General features: G+C 67.3%; 11 protein-coding genes. 6 read left to right on the top strand and 5 right to left on the bottom strand.

What is annotated here, in order from left to right; translation table 11 throughout:
- The first annotated feature begins 135 nt into the window (after positions 1–135).
- From B047_RS0101935 to B047_RS0101910, 6 genes are all read left to right on the top strand, one after another.
- A complete protein-coding gene (locus B047_RS0101935) occupies positions 136–1,323 on the top strand; it encodes an ABC transporter substrate-binding protein (protein ID WP_018465277.1) in 1,188 nt (395 codons plus the stop codon).
- On the top strand, positions 1,323–2,213 hold the full coding sequence (locus B047_RS0101930; RefSeq protein WP_018465276.1) for a branched-chain amino acid ABC transporter permease: 891 nt from the start codon (positions 1,323–1,325) through the stop codon (positions 2,211–2,213). The genes B047_RS0101935 and B047_RS0101930 overlap by 1 nt, the downstream gene beginning before the upstream one ends.
- Positions 2,214–2,355: 142 nt before the next feature.
- Positions 2,356–3,141 carry an ABC transporter ATP-binding protein gene (locus B047_RS0101925; protein WP_018465275.1) on the top strand — a complete coding sequence of 262 codons (786 nt, stop codon included), beginning with the start codon at positions 2,356–2,358 and terminating at the stop codon, positions 3,139–3,141.
- A gap of 109 nt (positions 3,142–3,250) precedes the next feature.
- Positions 3,251–4,003: an ABC transporter ATP-binding protein gene (locus B047_RS0101920; RefSeq protein WP_018465274.1), complete on the top strand. Its 753-nt coding sequence runs from the start codon at positions 3,251–3,253 to the stop codon at positions 4,001–4,003.
- Complete coding sequence (locus B047_RS0101915) at positions 4,004–5,881, top strand: AMP-binding protein (RefSeq protein ID WP_018465273.1); 1,878 nt, start codon at positions 4,004–4,006, stop codon at positions 5,879–5,881.
- A gap of 2 nt (positions 5,882–5,883) precedes the next feature.
- On the top strand, positions 5,884–6,954 hold the full coding sequence (locus B047_RS0101910) for a branched-chain amino acid ABC transporter permease (protein ID WP_018465272.1): 1,071 nt from the start codon (positions 5,884–5,886) through the stop codon (positions 6,952–6,954).
- Between the two features lie 28 nt (positions 6,955–6,982).
- Here the strand turns inward: B047_RS0101910 and B047_RS0101905 are convergent, their stop codons facing one another.
- The 5 genes from B047_RS0101905 to B047_RS0101885 all read right to left on the bottom strand — a co-directional run bounded on the left by B047_RS0101905 (position 6,983) and on the right by B047_RS0101885 (position 13,640).
- Positions 6,983–8,086 carry a hypothetical protein gene (locus tag B047_RS0101905; RefSeq protein ID WP_245533675.1) on the bottom strand — a complete coding sequence of 368 codons (1,104 nt, stop codon included), beginning with the start codon at positions 8,084–8,086 and terminating at the stop codon, positions 6,983–6,985.
- Positions 8,070–8,549, bottom strand: a complete 480-nt coding sequence (locus tag B047_RS0101900) for a c-type cytochrome (RefSeq protein WP_245533674.1) — start codon at positions 8,547–8,549, stop codon at positions 8,070–8,072. The genes B047_RS0101905 and B047_RS0101900 overlap by 17 nt, the downstream gene beginning before the upstream one ends.
- A 149-nt stretch (positions 8,550–8,698) precedes the next feature.
- Complete coding sequence (locus B047_RS0101895; protein ID WP_018465269.1) at positions 8,699–9,220, bottom strand: DUF3341 domain-containing protein; 522 nt, start codon at positions 9,218–9,220, stop codon at positions 8,699–8,701.
- Between the two features lie 3 nt (positions 9,221–9,223).
- On the bottom strand, positions 9,224–10,642 hold the full coding sequence (gene nrfD, locus B047_RS16020) for an NrfD/PsrC family molybdoenzyme membrane anchor subunit (RefSeq protein ID WP_018465268.1): 1,419 nt from the start codon (positions 10,640–10,642) through the stop codon (positions 9,224–9,226).
- Complete coding sequence (locus B047_RS0101885) at positions 10,632–13,640, bottom strand: TAT-variant-translocated molybdopterin oxidoreductase (protein WP_018465267.1); 3,009 nt, start codon at positions 13,638–13,640, stop codon at positions 10,632–10,634. The genes nrfD and B047_RS0101885 overlap by 11 nt, the downstream gene beginning before the upstream one ends.
- Positions 13,641–13,642: the final 2 nt, after the last annotated feature.

Genomic DNA, 13,642 nt, shown 5'->3' with positions numbered 1-13,642 from the left:
CAATGGTCGTGTGTGCGGTAGGGCCTCTTCTCAACCTGCTAAAAACTGGTATGCTTACAGCACATCACAACTTAGGCCGCAGCGGAAATTGGTCCGTGCTTTCAATTCCGTCAGCGGCACAGCAGGGAGGGATGCATGAAAGCGACCCGCAGGCAGGTTCTCAAGGCAGGATTGGCGGCTTCCACGGTATTTTCGCCCCTAGCGATCAGCCTGGCGCAGAGCCGACCGCTGAAGATGGCGGTGCTCTATCCGCTCACCGGGCCCTTCGCCTTCGCCGGGCAGGCGGGTCTCGAGGGCCTGCGCGACGCTACCGACTACTTCAACGAGGTGCGCGGTGGAGTGGGCGGGCGCAAGGTCGAGCTGATCGTGGAGGACACCGGCTACGACGTCTCCAGGGGAACGGCGGCCTTCAACCGCATCATCTCGCGTGAGCGCGAAGACGAGCTACTGTTCGTCTACGGTGACTCCACCGGTCTCTCCAAGGCTCTGGCTCCCGAGATTGCCCGGCTGCAACTGCCTTACACCGCGACCTCCTTCTCCACCGAGCTGGCCGATCCCAAGACCTACCCCACCATTTTCGTCTTCGGACCCACCTACAACGACATGATGGCTGCCCTCTTGCAGCAGATCCGCCGCACCAAAGGCAAGGCTAAGGTCGCGCTGGTCTACTCCAACTCAGAGTTTGGCAAAGACCCCATTCCCTACGTCAAGGAGCAAGCTCCCAAGCTGGGCATGGAGATCGTGGCCGAGGAGGTTACGCCACTGGCGGTGCCCGACGCTACCGCGCTGGCGCTGAAGCTACGTCAGGCCAACCCCGACTTCGTCATCTGCCACGGCTACGTGCTCACCGTCGAGCCGGTGCTGCTGAGGGCTGCACGGGAGCAGGGCATGAAGTCCATCTTCATGGGCACCTACTATTCCGCCGAGCTGGCCTTGATGCAGCGGGCGGGGGCTGCCGCCGACGGCTTCATCGTGGCTTACCACAACCCCTACTGGTACGACAACCTGGCCGCAGGCATCGACCAGCTCAAGAAGTTTCGCGCCAGCAAGGGCAAGGACAACAGCTACAAGACCACCTACTACGTGGGGGCTTACACCTCCTGCTCGGCCATCTGGGAGGCTTACCGCCGTGCCGGGGCTGCGGGCAAGCTCAACCGCGCCGGGGTGGTGGAGAGCCTCAACAACATGGGCGATTGGGATACCGGTGGCCTGATCCGCTCGATGCGCTTCGTCAACCACCGCTTGCCCTACACCAAGCTCTACCGGGCCAACGTCAAGAGCGGCCGCTTCGATGCCATCACCGACTGGGTGACCCTGGCCTGATGGACCTGTCCCTCCTGCCGCAGTTCCTCATCACCGGCCTGTCCACGGGGGCTCTGTATGCCCTGATTGCGCTGGGCTTCGTGCTGGTCTACCGTGCGACCAGCGTGGTCAACTTCGCCATTGGCGAGTTCTTGCTGGTGGGGGCCTACCTGGTCTACACCTTCAACGTTCCACCCTTCAACTTCCCGCTGCCCCTGGCGATGCTGACGGCCCTGCCGGCGGCCTTCCTCTTCGGCCTGCTCATCGAGCGCGGCTTCGTGCGGCCTTTGCTGGGTCGCAACGTGGTGGCGGTGATCATGGCGACCATCGGCCTGGTGGCGACGCTGGACGGGACGGCCCAACTGGTCTGGGGAGCCGACCAAAAAGCCTACAACGGCGCTCTGCCGGGCCAGCCCATCATCCTGGGCAGCCTGGTGCTCACCGCCCGCTCGATATGGGGCATCGCGGTGGGGATTGGGGTGGCGCTGCTGCTCATCGCCCTGCTGCGCTACAGCCGCTACGGGGTGATGATCCGCGCGGTCTCGGAGAGCGAGACCGCGGCGCTGGCGCTGGGCATCAACGCGCCGCGCATGGTGGGCATCGTCTGGGGGCTCTCGGCGGCCCTGGCCGCGCTGGGCGGGGCGTTGCTGGCCTCGGCCAGCGGACCGGGTTTTCACGTGGTCGCGCTGGGGTTGATGGTCTTTCCGGTGGCCATTTTGGGCGGCATGGACTCGGTACCGGGCGCGGTGGTCGCCGGGCTTCTGCTGGGGGTGGTGCAGGCGCTTTCGACGGCCTACCTCGAGGGCTCCCTCCCCGGCATCACCGAAGCCATCCCCTTTGTGATCGTGCTGCTGGTGCTGCTGCTGCGCCCCTATGGCCTCTTCGGCCAGAGCCGCATCGAGCGGGTTTAGCGCACGGGAGGCATGGAGTGGCACCGACTACGACCCGAAGGGCAGGCACGGGGGCCTGCCCCTACACCCGGTTTCTGTTTTCGGCTATCGGCTACCGACATCTTCATCTTCCCGCGTACGACGTACGACGTAAGACCTGGCCATGACCCCCCTCAGTGTCGAAAACCTCAAAGTGGTCTACCGGGGCGTGATCCTCGCCCTCAACGGCGTCTCGCTGCGGGCCGAACCCGGCGAGGCGGTGGGCCTCTTGGGCCCCAACGGCGCGGGCAAGAGCACGCTGGTGCGGGCCATCGCCGGGCTGTTGCACCAGTACGAGGGCCGGGTGCTCGACGGCAAGATCACCTTGGGCGGGCAGGATATCACCCACGCCTCGGCCCTCAAGGTGACGGCGCTGGGGCTTACGCCGATCCTCGAGGGTCGCCCGGTGTTCCGCTACCTCAGCGTGCTGGAGAACCTCACTGCCGCTTCCCACAAGCTCTCCCCGGCGCGGGCCAGGGCCCTCACCGAGGAGGTCTTTGCCCGCTTTCCCCGTCTCTACGAGCGGCGGCGCGAGCAGGCTGGCTACCTCTCGGGCGGGGAACAGCAGATGCTCCTGCTGGGCATGGCCCTGCTCACCGAGCCCAGGGTGCTGGTGGTGGACGAGCCCAGCCTGGGCCTGGCCCCCAGGATGGTCGAGGAGGTCATGCGGGTGCTGGGCGAGCTGCGGCGGGAGAAGGGCCTGACCTTGATCCTCGTCGAGCAGAACGCCCGCGCCGCCTTCAGCCTGGTTGAGCGGGTGTATGTGCTCGAGCAGGGCCGTGTAGCCTTCGAGGGCAGCACCCAGGCCGCGCAGAGCGACGCCGACGTGATGGAGTTCTACCTTGGCGCCGGGGCCTCCGGCGGCTTCGCCGAGGCCAAGCGCTACCGCAGGAGGAAGAGGTGGGTGTGAGTATGACCAAGGTCTTACGCCTTACGTCTTGTACACGCCGGCTACGGAGTCCGGGGGTACGGGCGGGCCGGCTTTCCGCTGTACTACGATGTTCCTACAGGAGGGCCCCATGACCCCCATCCTCGAGGCCCACGACCTGGCCCTGGCCTTCAAAGGGGTGCGGGCCCTCAACGGGGTCAGCTTCGCGGTGAACCCCGGCGACTTCTTCGCGGTCATCGGGCCCAACGGCGCGGGCAAGACCAGCCTGCTCAACGTGCTCTCGGGGCTCTACCGGCCCCAGCGGGGCACGGTGCGCTTTTTGGGAGAGGACCTGAGCGGGGTCTCACCGCAGGAGCGGGCGCGGCGGGGGCTGGGTCGGACGTTTCAGAACCTCGAGCTCTTCCGGGGCATGAGCGTGCTGGACAACGTCAAGCTGGGGGCCGAACTGGCGGTGGGGGCCTATGGGGCCCTGACCCCCGATGCCCGCAAGGAGTGGGTCATCCGCCGCTGGGCCGAGGAAGTCCTGGACTACCTGCACCTCGCCCCGCACCGTCACAAGCACGCCGGGGCGCTGCCCTACGGCCTGCAGAAGCGGGTGGAGGTGGCCCGCGCCCTGGCCGGCAAGCCCAAGGTGCTGCTGCTGGATGAGCCCATGGCCGGGCTCTCGCTCGAGGAGAAGCAAGACCTTGCCCGCTTCCTGCTCGACGCGCGGCGGGAGTGGAGGGTGACGCTGGTGTTGGTCGAGCACGACCTCAAGGCGGTGCTCGAGCTCTCCACGGGCGTGCTGGTGATGTCGTATGGCGAGGTGCTCTACCTGGGCGAACCCGGCGGGGTGCGCGACAACCCGCGGGTGGCCGAGGCCTACCTGGGGAGGTCGGCTTAGATGAAGGGGACGCTGCTGGAGGCCCTGGCCCGCCGGGCCCAGAGCACCCCCGACCTCCCGGCTCACCGGGTCAAGCGCTACGGGGTGTGGGAGACCACCACCTGGGCGCAGTTCTGGGACAACGTGCAGCGCTTGGCCGGGGGGATGACGCAGTTGGGCCTCGAGCCGGGCGGGGTGCTGGCCCTGTTGGGGCACAACGCGCCGGAGTGGGTCACCGCCGAGCTGGCTGCCCAGGCCCTGGGGGCCATGCCCATGGGCATTTACGCCGACGCCATGCCCGAGGAGGTGGCCTACTTCCTCGAGTTCACCGGTGCCCAGGGCATCGTGCTCTCCGACGAGGAACAGCTCGACAAGGTGCTGCCCCACCTGCACCGATTGCGCTTCGTGGTGGTGTGGGAAGAGGCGGGGATGAGCCGCTACTGGAACGAGAAGGTCCACCCTCATTCCCGCGTGATCGCGCAGGGTGAAAGGCCTGAAGCCCGGCAGGCCGTGCAGGCGGCCCTACAGAAGATCGGCCCGGACACCGTGGCCCTGCTGGCCCCCACCTCCGGTACCACCGCCCGCAGCAAGCTGGCCATGCTGACCCACGCCCAGCTCGAGGCCGGCTACCACGCGGTGGACCACTCGCTCGAGCTGCGGGGCGGCGAATGGGTCTACAGCTACTTGCCCCTGCCCTGGATCGGCGAGCAGATGCTCTCGGTGGTGCAGGCCGTTCTGGGCGGGGTGGTGCTGCACTTCCCCGAAGACCCCTCCACCTCCATCCTCGACATCAAGGAGGTGCAGCCCGACTTCTACCTGGCCCCCCCGCGGCTGTGGGAGGAGGCCTTGGCCACCGTGCGCAGCCGCATGGAGGACGCTCACTGGCTCAAGAAAGCCGTCTACCGCTGGGGTATGGGCGTGCTGCTCAAGGCTGCCGAACTCGAGTTCCGCGGCGAGCGCGTCGGGTTTGGCTTGGACCTGGCTCGAGCCCTCGCCTACCCGCTGGTGGCCCGCCCCATCCGGGCGCGGCTGGGCCTGGCGGCTTGCCGGGTGGCGGTGACCGGGGGTGCGCCGCTGGGGCCGGAGGTCTTCACCTTCTACCGCGCGCTGGGCCTGGACATCCGCCAGTACTACGGCCAGTCCGAAACCGCCGCCAACACCTGCGCCCACCGCGCAGGCGATGCCCCGCCCGAGACCGTGGGGCCGCCTTTGACCAACACCGAGGTGCGCATCAGCGAGGAGGGAGAGATCCAGGTGCGGGGGCCGCAGGTCTTCGCGGGCTACTTCGGCAACGAGGCCGCCACCCGCGAGGCCTTCACCCCGGATGGCTGGTTTCGCACGGGAGACGCCGGCTTCTTCGACGAGCGCGGGCACCTGGTGATCCTGGGCCGGCTGAAGGAGGTGGGGGCGCTCGCCAGCGGCACCCGCTTCTCGCCGCAGTTCCTCGAGAACCGCCTGAAGTACTCCCCCTACATCCGCGAGGTGGTCATCATCGGGGATAAGCGCCCCTACGTCACCGCGCTCATCGAGCTCGACCCTGAGAACACCCAGAACTGGGCCCGCCGCCGCGGCCTGGCCTTCACCACCTACCAGAGCCTGGCCGCCCGCCCCGAGGTCTATCGCCTGATCTGTGAGGAGATCGCCCAGGCTTCGGCCTCGCTGCCCGAGGAGCTGCGCGTGCGCCGCTTCGCCATACTGCCCAAGGAACTCCACCCCGACGACGACGAGGTCACGCGCACCCGCAAGGTCAAGCGCAAGACCGTTGAGGAGCGCTACGCCGCGCTCATCGCTGCGCTCTACGAGGGCAGGGAGGAGGCCCGACTCGAGCTCCCCATCCGCTACCTCGAGGGCGAGGGTAAGCTCGAGGCCGCCGTCGCCATCGCCGAGGTGGGGAGGTAGCTATGTTTTTCCAACTCTCCCAAAGCCTCACCGACCGCTACAGCCGCACCTTTGCCCGCACCGTGCGGGCTACCTACCGTCAGGACGAGGCCTACGCCAGCACCCCTCTGGGGCGCTTGTGGCTGTGGAGTGCGCTGGTGTTGCTGGTGCTGCTGCCGCTTTTCCTGCCACCTTACCCCATGTACGTGGCGGTGCTCATCGCCATCGCCTCCATCGGGGCGCTGGGGCTGCACCTGCTGGTGGGCGGGGCTGGCCAGATCTCGCTAGGCCACGCCGCCTTTGTGGGCATCGGGGCCTACACCGCCTCGCACCTGGCCGGCCCCCTGGCGGCGGTGGGCATCCTGCTGGGTGGGGTGTTGGCGGGCCTGATCGGCATCGTGCTGGGCCTGCCCTCGCTGCGCATCAAGGGCACCTACTTGGCCATCGCCACCCTGGCCCTGCAATTCCTGGCCGATTACGTCTTCAAGCGCTGGGAGGGGGTCACCGGCGGTATTCGCGGGCGCACCCTGCCCCCAGCCGAGTTCTTGGGCATCTCCATGCCCAATGCCGATGCGCTGTGGTATCTGGTGCTGTTCTTCGCCATCCCGCTGTTCTTCTACGCCAAGCGCCTGCTCTCGACCCGCGCAGGCCGCCTGTGGTACGCCGTGCGCGACAACGACCTCTCGGCCCGGCTCTCGGGCGTGGACCTCACCCGCGCCAAGCTCACCGCGTTTGCCATCTCGGCCTTCTACGCCGGTATTGCCGGGGGGCTTCTGGCCAACCTCTACAAATCCATCACCCCGGAAAATTTTGTGCTCACCTTCAGCATCCAATACCTGGCCATGGTGATCGTGGGTGGAGCCGGGACCGTGCTGGGCGCGGTGCTGGGAGCAAGCTTTATCGTGCTGATCCCCGAGGTCCTCAACGCCATCGTGGGGGCTTTCGGGCCGCAGTTCGCCCCTTCCTTCGCCGCTTGGCGCAACGTGGCCTTCGGGGCGCTGATCTTACTGTTTTTGATCCTCGAGCCCCTGGGCCTGGTGGGCTTGTGGGGCCGCATCCGCGACTACTTCCGCACCTGGCCGCTGCCGTACTGATGGAGCACGGCGGGCGCCGCCCTTCCGACTACCGACCCTCGACCGCCTCGAGCCGCCGCCTGAGTTGCTGGGTGAAGGCCACCAGCCACAAACCCCCCACCCCCAACAAAGCGGCCAGGTCGCTCCAGAGCAGGCCGCGATCGAAGGAGGGGATCACCGTCCAGGTGTGGTCCACCAGCCGGAAGGCCACGATCCAAAGGGCTACGTAGAAGAGCACGCGCGGGTTGCGCTTGGGGGGGTTGGTGAGGAGGGCTAAGAACGGCAGGAGAAACTGACCCAGCAGCAGCGCGACGGCCACCCCACCCCAAAAGCCCTCGCTGCGGGGCACGTAGTACTCGACCTCGTGGGGAAAGTTAGCACCCCAGACGATGATGAAGGTGGTCAGGGCTAGGTAGATCCAGATGATGCTGAAAGCCAGCATCAGGTTGGCCTGGTTCTGCAGGTTCTTGCGGACCAGGAAAGCCGCCACCGCCGGGGTGCGGGTGGCCAGCATCGCCGCGAAGGCCAGACCGCCCAGGGTATGGCCCACCGCGAAGAGCGCGCCGTAGGAGGCGGAGTAGAAGTGGGGCTCCAGCCCCATCAAGAGGTCGAAGGCTCCGAAGGTGGTCACCACGACGAAAAGGGCCAAGCCCCAGGCCGCGGTCTCGGTGCGCTTTTGCACCAGGGCCGCCTCGGCAGTGCGCCCCCAGCCCACCAACCGCCCGGCTACGAAGCTCCAGAACAGGAAGTAGACAGCCATGCGTACTGTGTAGAAGAGGGGGTTGTTGTAAGGTTGGCGGTGTTGCAGCAGGGGATCGGCAGCTACCTTTTCAGGCTGCGCCCAGGGGTAGAGCTCGGGCAGGGTGATCAGGATGGGGAGGGAGAGCACGGCCAGGTAGGGCAGGGTCAGAACGGAGGCCTCGAGGAAGGGCTGCAATGCCTGCCCCCAATGACTTTTCATCAGATGGTGCAGCAGGAGCACCGAAAGCGTGCCCAGGGTAAGGGCCAGGAAGAAGCTGTAGCCGTAGAGGTAGGACTGGGCTGCCCCGGGAACGCCCAGAAAGTAGCTCACCAACAGGACCAGCAGACCCAGCGCCCCCAGGCCCAGGCCCAGGCGCTCGGCCATTGAGCCACGTCTAACGCTTCGTTGCACGGGTACCTCCTGGACACTGCGCCCCTTGCTCCTGCAAGCAGTCTTTGATGTAGGCCACCGCCGCCCAGCGATCGGCCTCGAGGATGCGCGAGGCATAACCCATCATTCGGCCAAAGCCGTTGGTAGCCGCCAGGAAGAAGTAGCCGGGCGGGCTTTGCCTGAGGCGCTCTTGCAAGAAGGAGGGGGGTTGGGGGAAGCCGCGCTGCACCGCCACCCCGTCACCCTCGCCCTTCAGGCCGTGACAGACTGCGCAGAAGCTCTCGTAGACTACCTTCCCTCGGGCCAGGTCCACCGGGATGGGCACCTGGGTCAGGGGCCCCTGCGGACCCAGGCCGCTGCTGTAGCCGGGGGTGGGCTCGAGGCTCCCTTGGGCCACGGTGCCCGCCGGGGGTGTGCGCCCGGTGGCTCCGTCGGCGAAGACCTCGCTTTGGGAGAAGGCCTTGCCCTTGGGCTGTTCCCACATCCAGCTGCAACCGCCAAGCAGGAAAAGGGAGGCGCAAAAGGCCAGGCGCAACACGCCCGGCGCCGAGCGTCGAAGGCTAAACGTGGGTTGTGCACGGGCTCCCTCGACCCCCGGTGTGTGCATGGCATTTGCTGTTGGGTCTAGAACGCTCAATCCCGCACCTCCTCTACCGCTGCCCCGAGTTCCTCCAAGAAGCGCCGGGTCTCGCTCAGCTCGAAGCGGGGATCGCGGGCTTCCACCACCAGCACGAAGCGGTCCACCAGCGCCCGCCGGTATCCCCGCGTGCGGGTCACCGGATGGTAGGACAGCGGCAGGCCGTTCAGAGCCAGGAGGGTCACGAAGAGGCCCAGGGTAATGCTCAGGATGGTCAGCTCGAAGGTGATGGGGATGTAGGCTGGCCAGGCCAGTAGGGGCTTGCCGCCGATGTTGAGCGGGTAGGCTGCGACCTGCACCCACGCTTGCAGGGCAAAGCCGCCGATGGCCCCGAGGGCGCCCAGGGTGAAGGCGATCCAGGGGATGCGCTCGTCGCGCGTGCCCAGGGCATCCACCAACCCCTCCACCGGGAAGGGGGTGTAGGCCTCGAGGTAGCGATAGCCGGCCGCCCGCACCTTAGGCACCGCGTCCAGAAGGTCCTCAGGAGTCTCGAAATATGCCGCCAGGCCATGGAGCATGGTTCACCTCGGGGTGTGGGGGTCTTGTCCGTCCCGATGGGGAGGCGATCCCCCCTGCTTGTCGTGGCGGTGGAAGCGCAACTTGTGCAGCAGGTGCAGCATCTCGGCTACCGCGATGGGGGGGAAGAAGCGGATGAAGAGGGCGATGCCAAAGAGGAAGAACCCTAGCGTCCCCAGGTAGAGGCTCCAGTCCACCCAGGTGGGATGGTAGAGGTGGGCGCTGCTGGGTAGATAGTCGCGCGAGAGGCTGATGATCACGATCACGAAGCGCTCGAGCCACATGCCCACGTTGGCCAAGATCGAGACGATGAAAAGCACCCAGAGGTTGTGCCGGAAGCGGGGGAACCACATGAGCTGGAGGACCCCCACGTTGATGAGCATCATCGCCCAGTAGTACGGGGCATAGGGGCCCGAGAAGCGCCAGAGCTGCTGCCTTATCTCGAAGGGTTCGCCCGAGTACCAGGCGATGAAGATCTCCAGCAGGTAGATGTAGGCCACCCCCAGCCCGCTGGCCAGCATCACCTTGGCCATCCAGTCCAGGTGGCGGTTGGTGACCACGTCCTCGAGGCGGTACCACTTGCGCAGGGGGATGATCAGCGTCAGGGCCATGGCGAAGCCGGAGTAAATGGCTCCCGAGGCGAAGAAGGGCGGGAAGACGGTGATGTGCCAGCCGGGGATCACCCCGTAGGCGAAGTCCAGGCTCACCACCGAGTGCACCGAGATCACCACCGGCGTCGCCAGGCCCGCCAACAGCACGTAGGCTGCCCGGTAGCGGTGCCAGTGGGTGGCGCTGCCGGTCCAGCCCAGGGAGAGCACCCCGTAGAGAATGCGAGTAAAGCGGCTCTGGGCGCGCTCGCGCAGCAGGGCCAGGTCGGGGATCAGTCCCAGGTAGAGGAAGAGCGTGGAGATGGTGAGATAGGTCATGATGGCCAGCACGTCCCAGGTCAAAGGGCTCTTGAACTGGGGCCAGATGCCCAGGCTGTTGGGGTAGGGGAAGATCCAGTACATGTTCTGGGCCCGGCCCATGTGGATCAGGGGATAGAGGGCCGCGCACAGCACCGCGAAGAGCGTCATGACCTCGGTGAGGCGGTTGAGCGAGTCGCGCCAGTCCTGGCGCATGAGCACCAGGATGGCCGAGATCAGGGTGCCGGCGTGGCCGATGCCGATCCACCACACGAAGTGCACGATGTCGAAGCCCCAGCCCACCGGGATGTTGATGCCCCAGGTGCCCAGCCCCTGGATGAAGGTCACCAGGATGGCGTAGAGCAAAAGCGCCGCTCCCAGCCCCCCGATGAGAAAGACCGGCCACCAGGCCCCAGGCGGCGGCTTCTCCACCACCGCCGCAAGCTTTTCGGAGAGGGTCTCGTAGGTGTGCTCGCCCTGGATGAGGGCGCTATCGCCACTGGCGGGTTTAGGTTCCATGCTCGCCCTCCGTGGGGAGTTCGGGGTTGGGGTTGAGCACCCGGCCTAAGTAGGTGGTGCGCGGGCGGGTGTTGAGTTCCTCCAGCAAGACGAAGTGCCGGGGCTCCTGGCGCAAGGCGGCGACCCGGCTGCCTTCGGCTTCCAGGTCGCCGAAGACGATGGCCTGGGCTGGACAGGCTTGCTGGCAGGCGGTCTTGACTTCGCCATCGGCCAGGGGACGGCCCTCTTTGGAAGCTTGGATGCGGGCCGCCTCGATGCGCTGCACGCAGTAGGTGCATTTCTCCATGACCCCGCGGCTTCTGACGGTGACCTCGGGGTTCATGAGGAGGGAGAGCGGGCTTTGGGGAGCCGCTTCGGGGTCTCCATGGCCGATGAAGCGCTCGGCGTAAGGGTAGAAGTTGAAGCGACGCACCTTGTAGGGGCAGTTGTTGGAGCAGTACTTGGTGCCCACGCAGCGGTTGTAGACCTGCAGGTTGAGGCCCTCGCCGGAGTGGGTGGTGGCCGCCACCGGACAGACCGGTTCGCACGGAGCCTTCTCGCAGTGCATGCAGGGCACCGGCTGATGGTGGACCCGCACGGCCTCGGCGGAGCCTTCGTAGTAGCGGTCGATACGAATCCAGTGCATCTCCCGGCCCACCAGCACCTCCTCCTTGCCCACTACGGGGACGTTGTTCTCGGCCTGGCAGGCGATGACGCAGGCGTTACAGCCGGTGCACAAGGAGGTGTCGATGACCATGGCCCAGGCATGGGGGGCGGAGGGCCACTCGGGGTAGAGCGTAGGGGCGAGGTGTTCTTGGCGCTCGGCGTGGGCTTTGTACTCCTCGAGCTTCTCTACGCGCAAGAGCTCGAGGCCATCGAGGGCGAAGTGGCTTTGGGTGGAGGCCAGCGGGTAGTACCTGCTTGTGCGAGCGGCTTGGACCCCGGCAGCGAACCAGGGAGCCTGGGAGGTGCGCAGGGCGTAGGCGTTTACCCCCACCCCGCTGCCCAAGCGACCAGCCCGCTCACGTCCGTGCCCTAGGTAGAGCGTGAAGCTTCCGTCGGGATGACCGGGGACCACCCAGACTGCCGCCTCCAGCCGGCGCTCGCCCAGGCTGAGGGCCAGGACCGGGCGCTCGGGCTTTCCCTGCCGCTCGGCTGCTTGAATCTCTCCCAGGATGCCCAGTGCCTCCGCCGTCTTGGGTGACAGCAGCAGGGCGTTGTCCCAGGTCAGGTGGGTCATGGGCTTGGGGGCCTCCTGCAGCCAGGCGTTGGCGGCGTGGCGCCCGTCGTAGAGCATGGGGTCGGGCAGGAAAGTGATCTCGAGGCCCTCCCTGGGCTCATAAGGGGGCAGCGCCGCCTGCCAGCCGGCTTTGGGGGCCAACGACAGCGGCGCGGGCGCCGAAGCCTCGACCAGCCCGTCGTGGACTGCCTTGCGCCAGCGCTCCTCGAAGCTTGCTGTGCCCCACTGCCCCTGCCAGTGCTCGCGCAGCAGGTCATAGCCGTTCCCGACCTCGCCAAAGGCCGCCGACAGCACCTCGAGGGCGCTCTTTCCTCCGTATAAGGGCTCGATCAGGGGCTGGATCAGGCTCACCGTGCCGTCGTGGGCGCGGGCATCGCCCCAGGCCTCGAGGAAGTGGGCTTCCGGCAGGTGCCAGCGTACCCGAGCCGCGGTTTCGTCGGCGTAGGGTGCGAGCTGAACGCTGAAAGGCACCTGCTCCAGCAGCCTGGCGAAGTCCAAGTCGGCAGGGGCGGTGTAGGCGGGGTTTCCCCCCAGGATCAGCAGGGCCTCCACCTGCCCGGCCCGCATCTCCTCGGCCAGGGCTCGCAGGCTTTGGACCTGTGGGGGGTTGGACTCGAGGGGAGGCAGGTAGTCCACCGTGCGCCCTACGTTGCCCAGTGCCACGTTCATGGCATGGGCCAGGGCGTGCACCACCGGGGGCTGCTGGGGCCCGGCCAGCACCACGCCGGCTCCGCGATGTGCTCGCAGGTCGGCGGCTACGGCCTGCACCCAGCTTGCCTGCTGCGGCAACAGCGCTTGGCCTGCCATCACCCCCAGCGCCACCGCCAGGTCGCGGGCCAGCGCCTCAATCTGGCTGGGCCGTAGGGCCAGTCGGTGGTCGGCGGCGCCTCCGGTCACGCTCACCGTGGACTCGGCCACGTAGAGCCGGTTCATCTCGGTGCGGCCCCCCACCAGCCGCCGCCCCTCGGCGAAGGCCCGCTGGTAGGCCACGCTGCCCGGCCAGGCGTGCAGGAAGTCGGCGTCCAGGGCTACGATGACCCTGGCCTTCTCCAGGCGGTAAACCGGCCAGGCCGCCCGCCCGAAGAGCTGTTGGGTGCCAGCGTAGAGCTGTTCGAAGCCCGCCGGCTCGTAGCTCACCCACCTGGCCTCGGGGTAGCGGGCCAGCAAGCGCCTGAGGGCGGCCTCGAGGCTGGGCGAGGTCACGCTGTCGGTGAGGATGCGCAGACCCCGGCCCCGACTGGCCTGCTGCCGGCGCAGCTCAGCGCGCAAGGCGCTGAAGAAAGCTGCCCAGGTGCTCGGCTTCCCGGCGTTTTGCACCTCCTTGGAGCGGTCGGGGTCGTAGAGGCTGAGCAAAGCGGCTTGAGCGAAGGCGTCGGTAGCCCCCAGGCTCGAAGGATGCAGGGGGTTGCCCTCGAGCTTGACCGGGCGGCCCTGGTAGCTTTTGGCCAGGAGCCCCTGAGCGAAGCCGCCCTGGACGAAGGCGGTGGCGTAAAAGGCCACCCCGCCCCCCACCACCCCCGGCGGCTGCTTGACGTAGGGCACCGCCTTGCGCCTGGAGATGGGAGTGCAGGCGCTGAGCCCCCCCAAAGCCAGCGAGGCCGCCATTAGCTGTAAAAAGCGCCGCCGGTCCAGCTCGGGCAGGCCCCAGGCCCGCCAGGGGAACTCCTCGGTGAGCTTCTGCTGGAACTCGGGGCTCCCAGCCAACTCCTCCAAGCTGCGCCAGAAAGCCCTGCCCCGCTTGCCCTCGAGCTTAGCCTTGAGCACCTCGAACTCGCGCATGC

The sequence above is a fragment of the Calidithermus timidus DSM 17022 genome (genome assembly GCF_000373205.1).
Classification (GTDB): Bacteria; Deinococcota; Deinococci; order Deinococcales; family Thermaceae; genus Calidithermus; species Calidithermus timidus.
Note: the sequence above shows the minus strand (reverse complement) of the source record. Positions and strands in the feature narration are given on the sequence as shown.

What these genes read in the sequence shown, in the direction of transcription:
- B047_RS0101935 (WP_018465277.1), top strand. Translation starts at nt 136, where the DNA reads ATGAAAGCGACCCGCAGGCAGGTTCTCAAGGCAGGATTGGCGGCTTCC.
- B047_RS0101930 (WP_018465276.1), top strand. Translation starts at nt 1,323, where the DNA reads ATGGACCTGTCCCTCCTGCCGCAGTTCCTCATCACCGGCCTGTCCACG.
- B047_RS0101925 (WP_018465275.1), top strand. Translation starts at nt 2,356, where the DNA reads ATGACCCCCCTCAGTGTCGAAAACCTCAAAGTGGTCTACCGGGGCGTG.
- B047_RS0101920 (WP_018465274.1), top strand. Translation starts at nt 3,251, where the DNA reads ATGACCCCCATCCTCGAGGCCCACGACCTGGCCCTGGCCTTCAAAGGG.
- B047_RS0101915 (WP_018465273.1), top strand. Translation starts at nt 4,004, where the DNA reads ATGAAGGGGACGCTGCTGGAGGCCCTGGCCCGCCGGGCCCAGAGCACC.
- B047_RS0101910 (WP_018465272.1), top strand. Translation starts at nt 5,884, where the DNA reads ATGTTTTTCCAACTCTCCCAAAGCCTCACCGACCGCTACAGCCGCACC.
- B047_RS0101900 (WP_245533674.1), bottom strand. Translation starts at nt 8,549, where the DNA reads ATGTGGGAACAGCCCAAGGGCAAGGCCTTCTCCCAAAGCGAGGTCTTC.
- B047_RS0101895 (WP_018465269.1), bottom strand. Translation starts at nt 9,220, where the DNA reads ATGCTCCATGGCCTGGCGGCATATTTCGAGACTCCTGAGGACCTTCTG.
- nrfD (WP_018465268.1), bottom strand. Translation starts at nt 10,642, where the DNA reads ATGGAACCTAAACCCGCCAGTGGCGATAGCGCCCTCATCCAGGGCGAG.
- B047_RS0101885 (WP_018465267.1), bottom strand. Translation starts at nt 13,640, where the DNA reads ATGCGCGAGTTCGAGGTGCTCAAGGCTAAGCTCGAGGGCAAGCGGGGC.